The organism is Chitinophaga barathri, from assembly GCF_003807585.1.
Taxonomy (GTDB): domain Bacteria; phylum Bacteroidota; class Bacteroidia; order Chitinophagales; family Chitinophagaceae; genus Chitinophaga; species Chitinophaga barathri.
The window spans coordinates 167,315-187,867 of sequence record NZ_RMBX01000010.1; the positions used below are offsets into that span (position 1 = coordinate 167,315).

At 53.2% G+C, this 20,553-nt stretch carries 16 protein-coding genes; 2 read left to right on the forward strand and 14 right to left on the reverse strand.

All coding sequences use genetic code 11. The features are described from left to right. Window positions 1-207: 207 nt before the first annotated feature. Window positions 208-927: an SRPBCC family protein gene (locus tag EG028_RS18370; protein ID WP_162946358.1), complete on the forward strand. Its 720-nt coding sequence runs from the start codon at window positions 208-210 to the stop codon at window positions 925-927. A 126-nt stretch (window positions 928-1,053) separates the two neighbouring features. Here the strand turns inward: EG028_RS18370 and EG028_RS18375 are convergent, their stop codons facing one another. From EG028_RS18375 to EG028_RS18385, 3 genes are all read right to left on the reverse strand, one after another. Continuing rightward, window positions 1,054-1,302, reverse strand: coding sequence for a hypothetical protein (locus tag EG028_RS18375; RefSeq protein WP_120515795.1), 249 nt, complete (start codon window positions 1,300-1,302; stop codon window positions 1,054-1,056). Window positions 1,303-1,341: 39 nt separating this feature from the next. Continuing rightward, window positions 1,342-1,692 (reverse strand): hypothetical protein, encoded by a 351-nt coding sequence (locus EG028_RS18380; protein ID WP_120515796.1) that lies wholly within the window; start codon window positions 1,690-1,692, stop codon window positions 1,342-1,344. Between the two features lie 144 nt (window positions 1,693-1,836). Next, the gene (locus EG028_RS18385; protein ID WP_120515797.1) at window positions 1,837-2,652 is read right to left on the reverse strand and encodes a mechanosensitive ion channel family protein; all 816 of its coding nucleotides are present in this window, start codon (window positions 2,650-2,652) and stop codon (window positions 1,837-1,839) included. 124 nt (window positions 2,653-2,776) lie between these two features. On the opposite strand from EG028_RS18385, the gene EG028_RS18390 reads away from it, so the two are divergent. After that, complete coding sequence (locus EG028_RS18390; RefSeq protein WP_120515798.1) at window positions 2,777-4,144, forward strand: exonuclease domain-containing protein; 1,368 nt, start codon at window positions 2,777-2,779, stop codon at window positions 4,142-4,144. A gap of 87 nt (window positions 4,145-4,231) precedes the next feature. Here EG028_RS18390 and EG028_RS18395 read toward each other — a convergent pair whose 3' ends face one another. From EG028_RS18395 to EG028_RS18445, 11 genes are all read right to left on the reverse strand, one after another. Next, window positions 4,232-5,359: an alpha/beta hydrolase gene (locus EG028_RS18395; protein WP_241559075.1), complete on the reverse strand. Its 1,128-nt coding sequence runs from the start codon at window positions 5,357-5,359 to the stop codon at window positions 4,232-4,234. A 72-nt stretch (window positions 5,360-5,431) separates the two neighbouring features. Then, window positions 5,432-5,629: a hypothetical protein gene (locus tag EG028_RS18400; RefSeq protein WP_120515799.1), complete on the reverse strand. Its 198-nt coding sequence runs from the start codon at window positions 5,627-5,629 to the stop codon at window positions 5,432-5,434. Window positions 5,630-6,185: 556 nt separating this feature from the next. After that, window positions 6,186-11,855, reverse strand: a complete 5,670-nt coding sequence (locus EG028_RS18405) for an AAA domain-containing protein (RefSeq protein ID WP_120515801.1) — start codon at window positions 11,853-11,855, stop codon at window positions 6,186-6,188. 810 nt (window positions 11,856-12,665) lie between these two features. After that, window positions 12,666-12,872 carry a hypothetical protein gene (locus EG028_RS18410; RefSeq protein WP_120515803.1) on the reverse strand — a complete coding sequence of 69 codons (207 nt, stop codon included), beginning with the start codon at window positions 12,870-12,872 and terminating at the stop codon, window positions 12,666-12,668. Between the two features lie 24 nt (window positions 12,873-12,896). Further along, complete coding sequence (locus EG028_RS18415) at window positions 12,897-14,672, reverse strand: ABC transporter ATP-binding protein (protein WP_120515804.1); 1,776 nt, start codon at window positions 14,670-14,672, stop codon at window positions 12,897-12,899. 57 nt (window positions 14,673-14,729) lie between these two features. Next, window positions 14,730-15,320, reverse strand: a complete 591-nt coding sequence (locus EG028_RS18420) for a hypothetical protein (RefSeq protein WP_120515805.1) — start codon at window positions 15,318-15,320, stop codon at window positions 14,730-14,732. Window positions 15,321-15,322: 2 nt separating this feature from the next. Next, the gene (locus tag EG028_RS18425; protein WP_120515806.1) at window positions 15,323-16,867 is read right to left on the reverse strand and encodes a patatin-like phospholipase family protein; all 1,545 of its coding nucleotides are present in this window, start codon (window positions 16,865-16,867) and stop codon (window positions 15,323-15,325) included. 45 nt (window positions 16,868-16,912) lie between these two features. After that, window positions 16,913-17,506 carry an HAD family hydrolase gene (locus tag EG028_RS18430; protein ID WP_120515807.1) on the reverse strand — a complete coding sequence of 198 codons (594 nt, stop codon included), beginning with the start codon at window positions 17,504-17,506 and terminating at the stop codon, window positions 16,913-16,915. After that, window positions 17,503-18,234, reverse strand: coding sequence for an SDR family oxidoreductase (locus tag EG028_RS18435; protein WP_120515808.1), 732 nt, complete (start codon window positions 18,232-18,234; stop codon window positions 17,503-17,505). Before EG028_RS18435 ends, EG028_RS18430 begins: the two co-directional genes overlap by 4 nt. Window positions 18,235-18,261: 27 nt before the next feature. Beyond that, window positions 18,262-19,611: an FAD-binding oxidoreductase gene (locus tag EG028_RS18440; RefSeq protein ID WP_120515809.1), complete on the reverse strand. Its 1,350-nt coding sequence runs from the start codon at window positions 19,609-19,611 to the stop codon at window positions 18,262-18,264. Beyond that, window positions 19,611-20,498, reverse strand: a complete 888-nt coding sequence (locus EG028_RS18445) for a decaprenyl-phosphate phosphoribosyltransferase (protein WP_120515810.1) — start codon at window positions 20,496-20,498, stop codon at window positions 19,611-19,613. Before EG028_RS18445 ends, EG028_RS18440 begins: the two co-directional genes overlap by 1 nt. Between the last annotated feature and the right edge of the window lie 55 nt (window positions 20,499-20,553).

Below are 20,553 nucleotides of genomic sequence, written 5' to 3' on the forward strand. Positions count from 1 at the left end.
ACAGGAAAACTGTTGATTGTTAATTATCTGATTATCAATAAAAACCATGATCAGATCGGGAAAAAATGGAACACAACGCTGCCCGCTTTGTTTACAAGATGGGAAATGCTGGGGAATTAACTACACAGCATTGCACTCCATATTATTGAAAATCAACCGATTTATACTCTCGCAAGGTTTTGGATGATGTAACACAAAATGAACTATATGCAGCAGGAAAAAGATACACCCCGCGCCGGCGGATTATACGAAAACTCGACCGTGATCAACGTGTCCAAAACAGGCAGGATCGTTTCTTCCGCCGCAGGCGCCTCTCTCATGTACATAGGGCTGGCGGACATTGGCAAGAACCCCGTAAAAAGTTTTTTCCGCATCCTGGCGGGCAGTTATCTGCTCTACCGGGGAGTATCCGGCAATTGCCCCATTTCCGCGATCGTAGAGGACAACCGGCCCAAACATGCACGCTCAGTGAATATCCGCACGACCTTTGAGGTGAACAGGCCGCGCACCGAAGTATACGGCTACTGGCGGAAGCTGGAAAACCTCCCGTCATTTATGGCCCACCTGCATGATGTGGATGTGCAGGATGAACGTTACAGCCACTGGACCATCCGCCTCGCCGGGAATATCAAACTGGAATGGGATGCGGAGATCGTGGAAGACATACGGAATGAAGCGCTGAGCTGGCGTTCCCTGGAAGGTGCGCAACTGGCCAATGCCGGCAAGATACGCTTTAAGGATACGGAAAATGGCGGCACGGAACTGCTGGTGACGATCACCTACAGGCCGCCCGCCGGTTATGTGGGAGAAGGCATCGCGCGTTTGTTTAACCCCGCTTTTGAAAGCCTTGTGCGGAACGACATCAGGGGATTCAAACAATACCTGGAAGAGAAAAATGAGGGTATCGGAAATATTGCGGTTGGATAACCATACAACCGGGCAAAAAAGAAAGGCGGTTTCCTGGTCGGAACCGCCTTTTTATATAACCGGGATGAAAAAAAGAGCGGTCTTTCGAACCGCTCTTTTTACATGTCAAATCAAACATCCTGTATGCTATGGCCGAAATGATGTCTTGAAAGTATCCGGTTTCGGCAGGTTGGATGTATCCTTGTCCCTGTCTTTTTTCTTTTTCTTCTTTTTGGTAGTGTCCTGCGGATTTTCGGGAACAGTGTCCTTCACCATTACAGAATATCCCTGATTCGACGGGAGCGTGGATTCACCTACAAACCCGTTACCTGCCTGGGCCACTACAAAGGCTATCATAAGCCCAAGAATGCCTACTGGTACGATACGTGATTTCATTTGTCTTTCAATTTATGTGATGGATATGGTTTAAACTTTTTAATAACTGCCTCTTTTTTCTTCTTCGTCTTCTTCATCCCCTAAGTCATCATAACCCCATTCGTCTTCCTCCTCCTCTTCATCTTCTACTTCGTCATTCTCTTCCGGCGGAGCGCCTGATGCGCTGCTTACGATGTGCCCGGGGCGGTCGTCTTCCACAATATCTTCGTCTTCCGCTTCCTGCACCTCTTTTTCCCGCTCAATAGCAGCATCCTGGTCAAAATCCGGCACCCGTGCCTGCGGATCTTCCGGCCATCTTTCCTCTTCACCGCCCGCCCTGAAATCACTGTTCACAGGGTTTTGACTGGCAACTGGGTTGCCGGCGGCCTGCTGTTGTTTTGTGTTTTGCATGGTAAGAGTTTTAAAATAGTGAACAGATAATGTATCTGTATGATCATGGTACAAAATCCGCTCCATGCGGAACAACTGCAAAACAACCATGATAATTGGGTGTATCAGTGGCGCAGATTGTGCATTTGGCTACCCACCGGGTAATTATGGTAATAGTTGTTTTTGCCGCAAGGCGTCCAGCACCTGTGTAATAAGCCGGTGCCGCGCCTGGTTGAACGAACTTTCCCGGCTGTTGCTGATCCAGAGGCTCACCAGCAGTTTCAGGTTATTACCTTCTATATTCTCGAAAAACACTTCCGGCGCTTTCCTGACACCGCTCTGCCGTTCTTTTTTGACAACGTTGCGCAATGTCTGCACAATGTCTTCCAGCACAGGAGCGGGGTCTTTGTTGAAAGGCACGGTGACGTGCAGTTCTATTTTCCTTTCCGTGGTGAGGGAGTGATTGATGATGGGCTTCTGGAAAATATCCTTGTTCGGGATGATGAGGTGCAGCCCGTCGAAGGTGCGCATGGTGGTGGAGCGGAACTGGATGTTCTCCACGCTGCCGGTGAACCCGTTGGTCTCGATGATATGCCCTACGTCAAAGGGTTTGCGGAAGGTGATGTAGATGCCGGAAATAAAATTGGAAGTAAGGTCCTGGAAGGCGAAGCCCAATGCAAGACCGATGATACCGGCGCCCGCCAGAAGGGAGGATACGGCCTTATCCAGCTTCAGTATCTCCAGGGAAATGAACAGCCCGACGGCAAACACGATAAAATGCGCTACGGTGGCCAATAGGTTGCTGATCGCCTGTTTGTCCGATATCCGGCAGGCAAGTTTGTACACCAGCCGCCTGATCAACCTTGCCAGCAGGAAAAACGCCGTAAATACGATCACTGCCAGCGCCAGGTTCGGCAGCATTCTGATGGCGGCCTGCGTCCACCGTTCGAGTTTTTCCCAGATAAGGTTCGTCCATTCCATAAAATAAAGTATACAAATACTGCACCATTCGGATGATATTGGTTTTCAGCGCCCCACGGATGATTAAAATACCTATGGGTAAGGGTGCGCAGATACCTTGCGCACTAAGCAGTATATTTGCGCTATGTACGCCATTGTAGACATCGAAACCACCGGCGGCCACGCCAGCGCAGGCAGTATCACAGAAGTTGCCATATTTATCCACGACGGAAAGGAGATCATCCGGCAGTATGAAACGCTGGTGAACCCCGGTATGCCCATTCCCCGGTATATCCAGGCGCTTACCGGCATTACGGACGAAATGGTGGAAAATGCGCCCGCGTTCGAATCCGTGGCGGAAGAGATCTACAACCTCCTGCAGCCTAATATTTTTATCGCCCATAACGTCAATTTTGACTACTCCTTCCTGCGCCACCAGCTGGATATCTGCGGGTACAAACTGCAAAACAAAAAGCTCTGTACCGTAAGGCTCAGCCGCAAGGTATTCCCCGGCTTCCCCAGCTACAGCCTGGGCAACCTGTGCCGCCAGCTGAAGATCAATATCCAGAACCGCCACCGCGCTACCGGCGATGCACTGGCTACCGTACAGCTGTTTGAAATGCTGATGGCGGCTGATTCGCAAGGGGCCATTGCACAGGCGCTCAGCGGCCGCTCCAAGGAAAAATGGCTGCCGCTTCACCTCCCCCAGGAACATGTGGAAGAGCTGCCATCCACGCCCGGTGTGTATTATTTCCACAACGAAAAAGGAAAGGTGGTGTATGTAGGCAAGGCCCGCAACATCCGCAAACGCGTGACCAGCCACTTTACCGGCAATAGTTCCGGCCGCCAGCGCCAGGAATTCCTGCGTAATATCCACAGCATCAGTTTTGAAAAGACCGGCACCGAACTCATGGCCTTCATCCTCGAATCCGTGGAGATACGCCGCCTCTGGCCGCAGTACAACAATGCGCAGAAAAGGATCGAATCGAAGTTCGGGTTTTATGTGTTCGAAGACCAGCAGGGGTATCTGCGCCTGGCCATTGAGAAAAGAAGAAAATACAGCACTCCTCTTTATACGTTCAACATGATCGCGGAAGGCCATACGCGCCTGCGCGCGCTGATCCGTGATTTTAAGCTCTGCCCGAAACTGTGTTTCCTGCAAACGGACAACGATGAATGCGTCGGTATTGCGGACAAATCCTGCAAAGGCGCCTGCAACAAAAAAGAAAAACCGGTTAAATACAACCAACGCGTGCTGGAAGCGGTAGAGCACCTGCAATCGGAGCAGCCGTCCTTCGTGATCCTGGACAATGGCCGTATGGCCACCGAGCAAAGCTGCATCCTGATGGAGAAAGGTAAATTCTACGGTATGGGTTACGTGCCGCGCGATGTAGCCGTGTCCGACAGTACCATGCTGAAGGACTGGCTGACGCAGTACCCGGAGAATGAGTTTATCCTTAACCTGCTGCGCACCTATGCCACTACCAATGCGGCCAGGCTGAAAGTCATCTAAACGGTATTACAGGTGAGAAAGCTGGTGAAGGTTTTTCACGTATGAAGGAACTGATTAAAGCAGCCCTGCCGGTTGCGCCATCTTTTTCTACGGCAACAGGGTATGTTTCTCCGGCTGATGTTCCAGCACCTTATCAATGAATGCATAGGCTTCAAGCCTTGTTCCGGGCGGGAAATCGTGCGCCGCATCCGGGTATCTCACCTGGAGGTCCGCGGAGGCACCGTATAAAGCGTATACCGGCATCACGTTTGCCCAACCTTCTTTTACACCTTTTACATTAAAATTGGCGTCGTTCAGCGGCGAGTTGGAGAAAAAGGGGCGCGGCGCCAGGGCGGCGATCACCTCGTCAAAGTCAAATGGGATACGCTGCTGATCCAGGCCATACTTGTCACGCAGCAGGGGCATGTAACGTGTCTGCGCCCATGGGCCCAGCCGGCCGCCGTATCTTTTGGAGGCTTCTTCCCCGATATCATAATAATTGAATAAGGTCCAGCCGCAACTGGCTACGATCACTTTAATCCTGTAGTCAAAAGCAGCTACGAACATGGCATTATGGCCGCCGAGCGAATGGCCGATCACGCCGATGCGCTCCTGATCCACTTCCTGCAAGGCCTGCAACAGGTCAATACAGCGCATATGATTATAGATGCCTTTCATCGTGCCCGATTCATAGCGGTCGTTTTCGAAATCATAATCTTTCATATCGCCAAAGCTGGGGTAATCCGGTGCGATCACTACATATCCTCTGTCCGCCAGTTCTTCTGCATAAGACCGGTTTGTTTTGCCGCTGTTTTCACTGGTGGTTGCCCTTTTGCCCAGGGCGCTGGTGCCATGCAATGCCAGCATAGCGTGGTGTTTTCCTTTCTTTAACGGCAGAAATAGAAGGGCGGAGACAGGTTCGTTTTTGGCAGCCATAAAGGTGATCTCGTAACGGATATGGTTACGTTGCCGCACGCTGTCCTTGAAGGCAAGTTGAAACACTACAGCCCGGCTGCGGTCAGGCAGGGGCCCCATGGCTGACTGCATGCTGTCCAGTATCTGCTGCCGTTTTATATTCCATTGAGCGGTGTTCTGCACAGGTTTTACATGATGGCTGGAATCCCGGTAGCTCAGCAGTCCGGCGGCGGTTGCCTGGGCATGTAATACATGGGCGGAGAGCAGGATAAAAGCCGGGATCAGGGCCATGAGATGCAGGCCGGCAGTATGTTTTGTCATACCAACAAGATAATAAACAAATCCGGGAATACCATGCCCGGGAACGTACCCGGAATGGCGGTCTGAAAGTGTCTATCCGCGCTTTTTCCTGAACCAGTGCCGCTTCCACATCCAGAATCCGCTGAGCGCCACCACAGGGAGGAAAATGAACCTAACCGCGTTGGCGGCTGAGGGAATGTCCGCCACCGGCCCGTAGATAAAACCTATAATAGGTATGCTCAGCAGGATATGCAGCCAGCGGACGATCTTTCGTTCTGTAGATGCTTTCATAAGGTTTTGTGTTTTGCTTCAGATCAAAGCTAAACACTGGCAACGGGGGAAATACGGGATGTAGATCATCCACATAAATGTGTAGACGAAAAAGGGAAGAATAGCGAAGGGATTTGCCTGGTGGGTATTTCCGCCGCATGGATACCCGTTGTGCGGAGTACCCATGGGGTGTAAAATCCAGGCCTCTGCACTGAAAGTACAGAGGCCTGGAATCCGGACTAAAGCCCTGCTTCTGTGCTGATCCTCCATATGAGTGCCCCAGGCTGGCGCAAAACCCGTCATTGCGAGGAGCAGCAGCGCTAAAGTGGGGGGCGACGAAGCAATCTCCTGCATTGAAGGGATGTACTCCAATACCTGGAGATTGCTTCGTCGCGGCTCCTGCACAAATCCCCGCTGCTCCTCGCAATGACGACCTTTTCACAACGACGCACCAAACAAGGCCGGTTCCGTGGTGGATTTTCCCGCGTTACTAAAGCCCTGCAATAAAGTGCATAGTTTTAACTAACGCCTGGGACGAATAAAAAGGAATTGTAGTTGTCAGCATGATTTGCAATGATCAGAACAACTCGGGCTGCTCCGGGGAAGCCTCTTCGCCGGCCACTTTCCAGCCGCTGTTCTTCTTTTCTGTGATCATCTTTTCTTTTTCCTTTTCGGCATCCTCCGCATCGATGCAGGTCTTTACCTGTATCTGGCCTTTGGTGCCGGTTTTGCCCTGCCTGATAAATAGTTTGGAGCCGCTTACGGCCGCTTCCCAGAACTTAGCGGATTTCCCTTCTCCCTGCAGCAGGCGGGTGGTGCCCGCGGGTACGGCGTCCTGCGGAATAAGGGAATCGAGGGGCGCGGCCTGCTGTGGTTTGCCGAGGCGGCGGAGGATATCTTCTATTACTTTCTGCGGCTGTTGCAGCCAGTCTTTCGCATACACCGTCAGCACCTGCCAGCCGAAACTTTCCAGTACGGCAGGGCGCTGATAATACTGCTCCAGTACGTTTTTATGCTGGTACCAGGCTTCATCATCCACCTGTATGCCGAGGGTGTAGGATTTGTCTTTTGCATCGGCCTTCACGGCCAGTGAACAGCGGAACCCGCTCTGGCCCACCTGTTCGGATACTTCCAGCCCGTGCTGTTCCAGTTGCTCTTTGATCTCTCTTAATATAACGGTATCGCCTGCACGGTAGCGTTGGGACGGTTTGCCGGAAGCAAGCCCGTCCAGGATGTTGCGGGCGGCGGCCATATTGCCGGTGCTTACGTTTTCCGCGTATTGCAGGAAACGGCGCAGATAGTTGGCGCCCGCATTGTATACGTTCGTGATCTGGTGATGGCGGATGCTGCTCACGATGGCCATGTGTTGCCGCGCGCGGCTGAAGATCACATTCAGGCGTTTTTCCCCGCCTTTTTTATTGATGGGGCCAAAGTGCATGCTCATCTTCCCGCGGTGGTCGGGGGCGTAACATACGCTCATGATGATGATGTCACGTTGGTCTCCCTGTACATTTTCGAGGTTTTTGACGAACAGGCCGGTGAACTGGCCTTCGTCAGTACGTTCAGTTGCATCTTCCAGCAGCTCGTCAAAACGTTTATCGTTCACGCAAAGTGCTTCCAGCGCCCGCTCTATGGAGTGCTGTTGCTCCTGGCTGAAGGCTACGATGCCGATGCTTTCTTTGGTGTTCCTGAACAGCAGCTCGCGCACGAGATGTGCGATGTAAGCGGCCTCCGCGCTGTTGCCGCGTTTGGCGTAGGTGCCATTCGGGATGTGATGATAACTGATGCTGCGGTCGAACAGGGCGTTGATGTTGAACAGGGCGTCTGAAGGCTGCTGTACGCTGATGGCGGTCTTCTCGGCCGTGTGGATGCTCCTGTCCGGTATCGTGAGCAGGTTTGCGCCGTAAAACGCGTGGTTGCTGTAACTGATCAGTGTTTCGGAATGGCTGCGATAGTGCCAGCCGAGCATCACGCTGTTCATCTTGCGTGCGCCCTGGGTGAGCAGGCTGTCCGCATCGGCGCTGAGTATTTCGTCTTCTTCTTCGTTGCGCTCCAGGTCGTCCGGGTCGCCGGCTTTGGCGGAAAAGAAGTCCGTGGGCGGCATCTGCCGGTCGTCTCCCACGATGATGGTCTGCGGTGCGCGGTAAAGCGCGGGCACGCCTTCTTCAAGGGTGATCTGGCTGGCTTCGTCAAATATCACGGCGTCAAAGAAAGGCTGATCCAGCGGGAAGGAGTCGCTGACGCTGAGGGGGCTCATGAGCCATACGGGCTTCAGGTCTCTCAGCACCAGGCCGCTGCCGCGTGAGCAAAGCTCCCGGATGCTTTTGTAGCGCATGCTTTTGGAAAATTCGTTCTCCAGTATTTTGCGGCCTTCGGCATATTGCCTGGCGAATTCCTGTTGTTCTTCTTCCACCTGTGAAGCGGCGCGGTTGCTGAGCTGCACGTGCTCCTGGAAACGCCGGCCGATATTGGCGCGGATGTAAGCGGCGTTCAGCTTCAGCAGTTCGTGGTAACAATGGCGGATGGCTTCCACGGTTTGCTCCATAGCCTGGCTACCGGTATTGGCAAAAGGTTTATTGAACTGGTAAAGCTGGCGCAGCGTTTTGTGGGCCATGCCTGCTTCCATTTCAGCGGGGGTGAAGGGAAGCGAGCGGAGAGCCTGCTTCAGTACATCCGGCATATCGAGGTAATTGCCAAGAGCAGGCAGTAGCTCTTCCAGCGCGGGTGCGTTTAGCTGGATGCTTTCCAGCAGGTCGCGCAGCTCGCGGAAGTTTTGCGGCGGCGGGTCCTGGAGGGTTTGCTGCAGCTGGAGGTCCAGCCGGTGCAGGGTATCCTGTAAGCCGGCCAGTTGTATCACCAGTTGCTGTGCATTCGGGTGTTGCAGCAGGTATTGCAAAGTGGGTTCCTGCAATTTCAGCCGCAGCCGTTCGATAGACAGCCAGGTAAGCTCTATGTTATCGATGCGGTATTGCTGCTGCACGGCTTTTCTCGCCTGGGAGAGATTACGCGCCGCGTTGTATTCTTCCTGTAATTGTTGCAGTACGGCGCTGAAAGCCGGAGGCACGGCGTGCGCGGCGAGGTTGTAGCTCTCCTGCATCCGTTTCTTCAGCCTGCGCCAGGCGCCGGAAAGGAAACGCCAGAAAGACGGCTCATAGCGGGCCGCAATGGCGATAGCCTGCGCCGTGTCCTGCTCGCTGAATTTATTCAGCCAGTTGGTATTCTGCGCGGCGGCGCGGTCCACTTCCTGTTGCAGCACGCGCAGTTGTGCCAGCTCTTTTTCAAAAGCAATGGCTTCCACGTTGCGCCCGTCCACCAGCTGGAGATTGTTGCCTTCAGCCAGGGGCAGCAGGAGCGTGGATTGCAGTACGAGTTGTTTCAGTTCGTCCAGCGTTTCGGCAAAGCCGGTTGCTTTCTCCAGCATGGCCAGGCTTTGTTCCGTTTGCTGCTGCAGCTGCGTGATGGGCTGCTCCGCCGCGAATATCTTTTCATTTACACGGCTCAGCGGATGCTCCGCAAAGACGGGTTCCGCGCCGCTCTCTTCCAGGGCTTCACCCAGTTGCTCCACCATGGCGCCGGATTGCAGCCATTGTTTGTAATGCGGCACGGCTTCTTCTTCCGCCGGGCTGAGCTGTTTCACCAGGTCTTTCAGCGCCAGCAGCCTTTCTATCAAAGCGCGCACGGCAATGCCGGCCTGCTCTTCTTCGCGGGCATGTGTATCATGAAATTCCTGTAGGCGGTCCAGCTGCGTGCGGAGCGTATGCAGCAGCGCATTCCTTTTTACGTTGATAGTATGCTCGTCCGCGCCGGGGCGCAGATTGGATTCGTAAGTGAGTTTCAGGTCGCGGATAAAGGAACGTTTGTCCCCCTGGCTATCGTGGATGTAGGAGCAGAGCTCGTCCAGCCCTTGTTGTTTCAGGCGGTGATATACCACGTCCAGCGCAGCGCGTTTTTCGCAGACGAACAATACCTGTTTGCCGCGCGCCACAAAGTCCGCGATCAGGTTCGTGATCGTCTGGCTTTTACCGGTGCCGGGAGGGCCCTGAATAATATAACTTTCGCCGTTGCGTGCCTGCAGGATGGCGCGTGCCTGCGTAGGGTCCGCCTGTATCACGTGATACCATTCCTCCGGCAGGGCAGGAGCGGGCGTTTCGTTGTTGACGGGCCTGGGCTGCGCACTGAACAGCTGGTCGAATACGCCATGCTGCTGCGGCTGATCGATGGCGGAATTGTAGTCCCGCACCAGGCTCATTTTTTTATAATTAAAATTGCCCAGCACCACATGGCAGCTGTCAAACTCCCAACGGTAGGGATTGTTCTCCGCTTCGGCAAGCTGGAACAGTTCATGGTCTTCGGCTACGGAGGTGGATGCGCGCTGTTTTCCCGCGGCGGGTGCGGATGTTGTTCCGGTTGGCAGCTCATCCGCAGTGGTGGCGGCTTCCGGAGTTTGTTCCTCAGTGGTAATTTCAGGAGGCGCTTCCTCTGTCGTTATTATGTCTCCGGGCGATTGTTCAAACTCTGATGTAATGGCTTCCTGCTCTTGTCCGCCCGTATGTTCTTCGAAGGGTTGTTCCTCCCCGTCAATAATGGTTTCAGGTTCCTGCGTGTCTATCCCTTCATCAGGTGATCCTTCGCTGGCAGGTATCGGCGTTTCATTTTCCTGCGTGCCGGTGAGGGCATTATCAAAAGGCGGAACATCATCTCCTTCAATGAACAGTTTGGCAGTGTTTGTTTGTTCTTCATTCGCGGGTATCCCTTTTTGTTCAGGCACCGGTACGGGTGCGCCCGCCTGTTTTCTTGCAACAGGCGCGGGTGTTTCCGCTTTTTTATCAGCGTTGTCGGGTTGTTTTTTCTGGTATTGCTGAAGGGTATCTTTTGCTTCCTTATAGATCAGTTTGATGCGCGGCTTCTGCATGTGTTGCAATACAATGCCGCGGTTGGCGCCTTCCACCTGCATTTGCAGCAACTGGTAAAATTGCTCCAGGCTCATCTCTTCAAGGTCCACGAGGTCAGGCAGTTCTATGCCGTAGAGCTCGCGCAGCTGGTTCGCCAATACTGGATTGACTTCCGCATTGTTATCCGTAATGCTCAGCACGTACTGGTCTCCGCCTACCTGTTTTTTCTTTTTCAGCTCCACGGGTATGAGCAGCAGCGGGCTGAGGATATCTTCTTCCGGCTCTTCCGGGAGATTGTACCATTTGAGGAAAGCGATGACCAGCCTCAGCTGGCTGAAACCGTATTCCTGTACGTCTTTCCGCGCTTCCAGCCGGATCTTGTTCAGGATGCCGGGCAGGTAAGGATGGTCTTCAAAACGCAGGTACCTGTTCAGCGACAGGTCTTTCATTCCTGTGATCTTTTCCGCTATTTCGGGGTTCCAGGTGAAGAGCAGTTCCGGCCGGATGCTTTGATGATGCAGCACCATGGGCACGCTGCTGATGGTCAGGTTCGCGAAGCGGGTGTTCGGTTTATAATAGAGCAGGCGGTTCCGGCGGCTGATGTCGAAAAGGCGGTTGCGGAGTTTATTGAGGATGAAGTTTTGTCTTTCCGAACGGTCGTGTGTAACCCAGCCGGCCACCTGTGCGAGATCCAGTTGTTTTTCCGGGTCAAAGTCGCGGTAATGTTCCAGGCGGTGAATAGCTTCCTGGAGGTCGCGGGTGCGGTGCGCGCGGTTCAGTTCCGTCATTTCGGTAATGAGGGTACCGATGGCGGGATGCAATTGTTTGAAGCGGAGCGGGTGCTGCCGTTGTGCCACGAGTTTATCCAGGCCTTCAGGCTCATACAGATCGATGCCGAGGGCAATGCTGGTGAGTACGAGGCCCAGGCAGAAGATGTCCGTTTGTTGGTCGTGATGGCCCAGCAGCATTTCATAGCTCTGGTAGCCGGGTACATAGGCGGCATGATGCAGTGGCTGATGGGTATCCCGGTGAATGCGGAGGTTCAGGGTCTCCGGCTGGTCTGCCAGCAGTTTTACTTTATCCACTACTTCAAAATGCGGGTTGTAACCGTTGAAGAGGGTTGTTATGCGGTCCGCGGCATCCAGTTCGGGATGGGCGGCGGCGGTATCGATGGTGATAGTGCGGGTTTGGACCTGCAGGGCGTTTTCATCGCCGAAGGGGGCTACGAGTGCTGCGTCGTGCAGGGCCTGCACGGTGCGGAACAGCGGCAGCACGGCTGCAATTACATCGTCTGTTGAATAGGCGCCATGCTGAAAAGCGGTTTGCAGGAACTGCCGGAAAGAGATTGTCGTCAAGATATTCGTTTATGCTGAACAGTGATTCGGGTAAACCCGTCAAAAGTACCGATTTTCGCCGCCCGGGTCAACGGGAAGAAATCCACATTTCCCGCGATGGGGAAGGCGGATTTCCATCTGCCTGAGTTTCAATGTATCCGGCGGCTTTAATAAAACGTTAAGCTGCAACCGTCCCGCAAGGATTGCTCCGGCGGCGCGATTGCAGCTCTTTATAACGGAATTTCAGGGGGAAATATTGGGGATGGTGGTGGGCCTTTTTATCAAGTGGAGGATATCTGCGAAGGCAAGCAACGGGGTTTTATAATTTTTCTTGTTGCTAATGGCAGGCAGCCGGTTTTAAAGTGAGTGGGTTGATGCAGGAAGTATAAACTAACCTCTTGAAGTGAGAAACTCGAGGTAAATAAGGAGAACTTTCTCGTTCCAAGCGAGAAACTCGAGGTAAAAAGGGAGAACTTTCTCGTTCCGAGTGAGAAACTCGAGGTAAAAAGGGAGAACTTTCTCGTTCCGAGTGAGAAACTCGAGGTAAAAAGGGAGAACTTTCTCGTTCGAAGTGAGAAACTCGAGGTAAAAAGGGAGAACTTTCTCGTTCGAAGTGAGAAACTCGAGGTAAAAAGGGAGAACTTTCTCCCTTTGGGTCTTAAATAACGGCTTCAATTTGAGAAATTTCTCACTTCGAAGCCGTTACTTAGGTAAAATAGTATTAAATATTCCTGGTGTAACGATGATCTCCCCGGATGGAGGCCTTAAATTGATTTTTTGTTGAGCGCCGTGGTTCTAATCAGATAAATTCTCATTGAGAATATTTACTCATTAGTCGCTCATTTTCCTGCTGGAATGAATTTTTCTATCCAGTTTGGGAAGGTTCGATGAAGAGAAGCCATAAGCCTGATAAATGAGATAAGTTGCCTGGCGTAATCGTTCGGCGTAAGAAACGTCCTTGCCAAATAAATTGGCTTCTTCAGCTTCCTTGAGCGTCATTTTTGTGAAGGTGGTTTTATCAAACCTGTAATATCCCATATTCCGTCTGATTTAACCTTCTGTCTACACCGTAAACTGCAACTCACTCAACCCCTTATACAACCCCTCAGCCCTTTCCATCAGCTCTTCATGCGTGCCTTCTTCCACGATCCGGCCTTTGTCCATCACAAGTATAAGGTCTGCACGGCGCACCGTGCTCAGCCTGTGTGCGATCACGATGGAAGTTCTCCCCAGCATCAGTTTATCCAGCGCATCCTGTACCAGGCGCTCGGATTCGGAATCGAGGGCGGAGGTGGCTTCGTCCAGGATCAGGATGCGCGGGTTACGAAGCACGGCGCGGGCAATAGCAATACGCTGGCGCTGGCCGCCGGAAAGCTGCACGCCCCTTTCACCCACGATCGTGTTCATCCCTTCAGGGAAACGGCTGATGAACTCCCAGGCGTTGGCCTGCTTCGCCGCCGCTGCAATGGCCTCGTCAGAGGCGGCAGGATCGCCGTAGGCAATATTTTCCCGGATGGTGCCGCCAAACAGGAATACATCCTGCGGCACTACCGCCATCTGGCTGCGGAGTTCTGAAAGTGAATAGGATGCGGCGTCCCGGCCGTCAAAGGATATCTTGCCGGAAGCGGGGTCGTAAAAGCGCAGCAGGAGGCTCACCACGGTGGATTTGCCAGCCCCGCTGGGGCCAACCAGGGCCACCTGCCAGCCGGGCTGCACGTCAAAACTCACGTCGCGCAGTACGGGAATGTCTTTGCGGGAAGGGTAGTGGAAACTCACATTCCTGAAACTGATCTCGCCCGAAATAGGAACCGCGGGATGAGTAACGGCCTGCAGCCGGATATCTTCCACCGGCTCGTCGTGTATCTCCAGGAGGTTTTCCGAGGCGCCCAGCGCACGCTGGATGCGGGTGTATATTTCCGCCAGCCCGCTGATGGAGCCGCCGATAAATGCAGTGTAAAGGATGAACGAGAAAAGCGCGCCCACTTCAATCGCGCCTGTTTCCATCAGCATCACGCCTTTCCAGATCACGGCCACCATGGCGCCAAAAAGACCGAGGATCAGGAACGATACAAACGCCGCCTGGTAACTGCCGGCTTTCACGCCCGTCCTGGCGGCTTCGTCGGTTTTGGTCTTGTAACGGCCTATTTCGAAATATTCGTTGGCAAAAGCTTTTACATTAAAGATCCCTTGCAGTGTTTCTTCCACGATGGTATTCGAATCTGCGATCTGCCCCTGCACCTGTTTGCTGTATTTGCGGATAAATTTCCCGAATACCACGGCCAGCACACAGATACCCGGCACAATGGCCAGCATGAACAGCGTCAGTTTCCAGGAAGTGATCCACAGCAGCACGATGCCGCCCATAATGGTGATCACCTGGCGCAGGAACTCGGCCAGGGTGGTGGTGAACAGGTCCTGCAACTGGCTGATGTCCGACGAAATGCGGCTGTTCAGCTCTCCCACGCGCCTTTCCGCGAAAAATTTCATGGGCAGGCGTACCAGGTGGCTGTAAGTGGCCTGGCGAAGGGAAGCCAGCGTTTTTTCGGTCACGCTCACAAATATCCGGACGCGCAGGTAGGAGAAAACGGATTGTAATACCAGCACGGCGGCCAGCATCAGGCCTACGCGGTCTATCTCGGCCAGCAGCCGCCCTTTATTGCCAAGGTCTATCAGGTCGCCCAGCAGCTTCGGGAAAGCCAGGCTGGCGCTGCTGGACAGCAGCAGCATGACGAGGCCGATGGCAAACTGCCAGCGGTAAGGTTTGGCGTATTCATATAATCTTAAGGCCTTGCGGATACCGGTAAAGGTGATCTTTGCGCGCTTCTTCTCTTTCTCCATAGGTTGAAATTAATGTATTCCTGATGGAGAAGACGAATGGCGCGGGGAAATATTGTATCACTTCACTTTTTGCAGGAGCCATACCGCCAGCGCGGTTTCGGCCAGGAGGGCCATGGCATACGGCACTGTGGCCTGTTCGAAGTCCCCGGTCATCCAGAAGTAAAATGCTACGGGCAGCGTGACGCCCAGGCCGGCGTAACAGAGTATGAACTTAGTATAAACAAAAAAACTATACGTGCCGAATTGTTTGCCAGGCTCCGGTTTGCGGAGTTTGCGCAGCAGGTAGATATTTTCAAGGATGTCGCAGCCCCAGGCCACGCCCTGCAAAGCGGCCATCATCGAATAAAAATAAGCGCCGATCCCGGTTTTGTACCCGATTATCAGGCAGAGCATGGCGGTAAAAGGATAAAAACCCAGCATAAACAGGAAATCCACCCACAGGTGCAGCCGCACCGCCTTCCTCACGCCGGGCAGCATGTTTTGTATCATGCCCGCCAGCTCCGCGTCGGACACGGGGAATTCCAGGTCCAGGATATTAAAGATGCGGCGCAGGCCGTCCCTGTCACGGAAAAAGAACCGCCGGGCGATCTTCGTCATCCAGATGGCCGTGATTAGCAGGATAGTGTATGTGATCAGTAAATAAAGCATGGTTAAATATTTCTTGCCCGGGTATTGAGCTGCTCCCTCGCATCTTTGTCCGAAGTGTTCACCGCTTCATGTACAATGATGCGCGCCTGTTTGTATTCTTCCCATTTGAATTGCAGCAGGAAGTCCCGCGCGGCTTCCGCGCCGCGGATGAAGAGTTCTTTTTGTTTATCGTCTGAAATGTTGAAGTCCAGCCAGTTGAAATCCGCCACTTTGATCACACCGATGCCTTTACGGAAAAGGTTGTTTTTGAGCAGGAAATCCTTGTCGTAATAATACCGCACGGTATTAAAAAGTTTACCGAGATAACTGCCCAGGCTCAGCTGATCCGCCCGGTTCTGCGAAATGTCTTCCGGCGTGGCATCGTCCAGTTCAATGCCGAAGGTGGGCAGGCGCGGCACGATGATCTCCGGGTTGTACAGGATATTGATGGGGAAGTTCGACAATACGCCGCCGTCCACAAAACGTACGGAACTGGGAATGTCCTTTGGTTCCATCAGCAGGTGTTTGGCCCAGCTGGCTTTGATGTCCGGGTGGTCGCGCGGTATGTCGCGGATGATGTGCGATTCAAAAAAGATGGGGATGCTCATGGATGCGCGCACGAACTCCGCCGGGTGCAGGGAATCTTTGGTGACCCTGAACAGGTCCCACATGCGCGGGAATTCTATTTTGTTCTGCGTGATGATGTCCGAAGTGATGAGCGTAATATCAGGGAGTAAACCTTTGGTAGGGTCGTGGCGGATATTCGGATCGGTGAACGTGCTGCGGATGTGCAGCCCGTCCGGCACCTGGCCGGAAACGCGCTCCAGGTCTCCGATACTTTTTACGCCATTTTCTTCCAGTATCATGCTGATCCAGTCGGTAAAGTTTTTACCCGGGTTGATGCCAAACCCCCGGTTCTTCAGCCGCAGGAACAGGTATGCGCCATACCCGCCTGCCAGGCCCAGGGCCATCAGCATGATGCCGGTAAGGATGTAGGAAGTAATGGCAATGCCATGGAACACGGGATATTTTGTGCGCAGGCCCGTAGCCACAATATCCAGCAGGAGCAGTATGCCCAGTGTGATACCGATGCCGGTGAGGGCCTTGCGCAGGCGCGCGCCGAAATTGGTGGTTTTGATGATCGTTTTGATCAGCCATTTGGCAAACGGGTGCCCGTCCACAAAATCGAAGAAAGGTTTGTCGCAGAGGTATTGAAGGATACGTTCGGAGCTGGTGATATGGTTGGTTTTGTCTTCTTTTACGACAGACATCAGCATGGTATTGATCGCGCCCGCGCTGGTGCCGGCCAGGCGCATGAAGCGGATGCCCGCTTTTTCCAGGATGTACGTATAACCCACCAGCGCCACGCCCAGCACGCCGCCGCCTTCCTGCACGAGGTTCACGTACTGGCGCCCTTCGGCATCAAACGTATCGGAAACAATAAGGTCTTTGAAATTATAACGGGGCTCGCCGGGCCGGTCTTTTTCGTTGGCCAGCTGCTCCAGCACGGCAGTTACGCGTGGATGGCCGGTGAAGTCTCCCGGCGTAAGGGTTTTTCGTACAGGCATTGCAGTTGATTTGGGAGGTAGCAGTGCCTGAAAATACTCAATTTTTTATTCAAATGCACGAAATCCCTTATGCTGTGCCAGCGCCAGCATTTCTTTGTCGCCGCTGCTGTCTCCGTATGCGTAGATGGTTTCGTAAGTGGTGAGGTGCATGGCTTCGCGGATGCGGCATACTTTTTCATTGCCGTTGCAGTTGGGGCCGGTGAGAAAACCGGTGACCCTACCATTTTTTATTTCCAGGCGCGAGCCCAGGCAGGGGATGCCGAGCGTTTCGCTCCAGGGGGCCACCCAGTTTTCCGCCGAGGCGGTCACGATGTATACTTTATGCCCTTCCGCCTGGTGCCATGCGATGGCGTTGATGGCTTTGGGCCGCAGCAACCCGGGGAGGCGCAGCCTGCAGAAGTCGTTGCATTGCTGCTGGAACACATCCAGCGGGGTATTGCGGAAGAAAAAACGCAATACGATCTCTTTCATCCGGTGATTGCTGATCAGCTTCATTTTGAACATCACCAGCAGGGGAGAGAGCACCGCCATGCCTGCGTATAAAACAACGGCGCCCTTTTGAAACCGGATGATCTCAAAAAGTGTGTCTTTGCGGGTAATGGTGCCGTCGAAGTCAAAAAAGGCAATAACGTTCTTCAAAGCTTCAGCTTTTTAAACATGAATTCAGGGATGCTTTTGATGATGAGCATGATATACCGCCAGAACCATTTGGTGTAGATCGCGTTCTTCTTTTTGCCGGCAGCTTTGAAAATATCGTTGGCAACTTCCGCCGGTTTTGCCGTGAGCAAGGGAGGAAGGGTAAGGTGCTGTGTCATTTGCGTGTCCACAAAACCGGGCTGTACCGTCATGACGTGCACGCCGGCGTGGAACAGGCGGTTGCGCAGGCCGGAGAGGTAAGCGGTGAAGCCTGCTTTGGCGCTGCCGTACAGGTAATTGCTCATCCTGCCGCGATCGCCCGCCACGGAGCTGATGCCGATGATCATGCCGTTCTTACGGGCTGCCATAGCCTCGGCGGCTACGTTCAGGATGGATACCGCACCGGTATAGTTCGTGTGCAGGATGCGGGATGCTTCCTGCCAGTCGGACTGGCCTTTCTCCTGGTCTCCAAGATACCCGAACACGCAGATTACTAGGTCTGGCTGCGCGGGGAGGGATTGGTAAAAGGAAAGATGTGAATCAAAATTGAGCGCGTCAAAGGCATGGGAGGTAGCCGCTACCTGGTGGCGGATCCTGAGATCCTGCTCCAGTGCGTGCAATTGCGCGGGGTTGCGGGCCGCCAGCTGGAGCGTATAACCAGCGGAGGCGTACCTGCGGGCAATGGCCACAGCCATGTCTGAACCTGCGCCTAAAATCAGTACAGTAGGCATATAAGGAATAACGTATTTATGTGGTGGTTAAGAATTGGAGTTATTGGAGCCATAATTAAACTGCAGGCGGTCGCTCTGGATGGAACGGAACTTCCCGCCGGGATTGTAAGCCTGCACAATGCGCTCGAATTTACGGGCATTGGGATAACTGTTCCAGAACACTTCCTGCTGCATCCGGGCGTCTTTGCTCAGGTACAGACGGCCGCCGTATTCCAGCACCAGCGCGTCCAGCTCGTCCAGGAAGGGGAACAGCCCTTTGCGCACCGGGAAGTCCAGCGCGAGGGTATAACCTTCCATGGGGAAAGAGATCAGGTCGTCCTGGTGGCCGAACACTTTCAGTACCGCCAGGAAAGAGCCCCAGCCTTTTTCGCCGATGCGGTGCAGGATGGCGGCGAGGCCGTCCTTATGCTCCAGCGGCAGCACGAACTGGTACTGTACAAAGCCGTCTTTGCCATAGCCGCGGTTCCAGTGGTGGATAGCGTCCAGCGGGTAAAAGAAAGGTTCGTAAGGCACCACGTTTTCAATCACTCTTTTATAGTTCTTCGCGTAATACAACGCGTTGAATGTTTTAACGGTAAAGTTGTTCAGCACAAACCCCGGGAGATTGAACGGTACCGTGAGTTTGCCTTTGGCGGGCAGCGTAAGCGGCGCCTGGCGCTGTTTATCGTTCAGTTCGTTTTCTTTCGCATGCTCACCCACGATCAGGATGCTGCGGCCGAAGCTGTCGCCTTTCTGGAGACAGTCGATCCAGGCCATGCTGTAGGTGTAGTGTTTATGTTCGTCAAAAAGGCGGATAACCTCGTCCAGGTTTTTGGCTTTGATCTGTTTTTGTTTGATGTAGGCGGTTTCGATCTTTTTCAGCCTGAACTTCACCGTGGTGATCACGCCGGTGAGGCCCATACCGCCGCAGGTAGCCCAGAAGAGGTCTGTTTCCTGCGTGGGGGAGCAGGTGAGGAGGCCTTTGCCCGTGAGCACCTGCATGCTGATGATATGATTGGAAAAACTGCCTTCGGCGTGGTGGTTTTTGCCGTGCACGTCAGACGCTACGGCGCCGCCTATGGTAATGAACTTGGTGCCGGGGGTAACGGGAAGGAACCAGCCTTTGGGCACGGTGATGTCCAGCACCTGGTCCAGCGTGATGCCGCTCTGGCATTCAAACTCACCGGTGGCCTCGTCAAATGCAAGTACTTTATCGTAACGGAGGGTGGAAATACTGTGTTCGCCAAGAGAGGCATCGCCGTAACAACGGCCGTTGCCCCGGGCAATGATATGCTCGTGGGAGTCAACATACTGCTGCAGCTGCTCATCTACGGAGAAGGCGGCTTCCTCGCAGTCCAATGCGGGGTAGTTACCCCAGTTTGATAGTTGTTTTCGCATTATTCAAAAAAACTTTTATTCGTCGGTAAATAAATGATCACATAAAAGCTGAGGATCCACAGGAGGATGGTTATTTGAATAAAGCGGTCTTTGTATAGGATTTTTGTGGGAGAACCTGTATCGTTGTCCACGTAGGTTATTTGCAAATATCGCATTAATCCGGCAATTACAAAAATACTTGTATAGTACAGCCGGTAGGTTTTGAAGTGCAGCATGGTCACCGGCGCCATGGTATACATGATGTAAGCGACGATGATCACGGCGGATACCAGTGCGAGGGAAACGTTGAGGAAGTCCATGTTATACCCCTTCGAGGCTTTGCGCATATCCTTGCCCGTTGTGCCTTTTAACACGATATCGTCCCTGCGTTTGGCAATGGCCATAAACAGCGCGAGGAGGAACACCATCAGCATCAGCCATTCCGATACGGCCACGTTCGTGAGCACCCCGCCGGACTTTACGCGCAGTACAAAACCGCTGGCCACGATGAAGATATCCAGGATGGAAATGTTTTTCAGGCCGAAGGAGTAGGCCATATTTAACACAAAATAAATACTGAGTACAAAAGCGAACTTGTCATTCAGCAGCATGGCGCTTGTAAAGCCTGCAATGACCAGGGAAAAAAAGATCGCCAGGCCGGCGGTGCGCGATACTGCCCCGGAGGCAAGCGGGCGTTTGCTTTTGGTAGGATGGACGCGGTCTGCCTCAATGTCCCGGTAATCATTAATAATGTAAATGCTGCTCGCAATCATGCTGAAACAAATGAATCCAAGACCGGTTGTAAATATCTTGTGGATATTCCATATCTCACCTGCGAAAAAGAGCGGGATAAACAAGAAGAGGTTCTTAGCCCAATGTTTCGGCCGTAATAATTTTATATATTGCACGGGGATTACACATTAATGCGCCGCAAAATACTACGAATCTGAGGATTTGTCACTA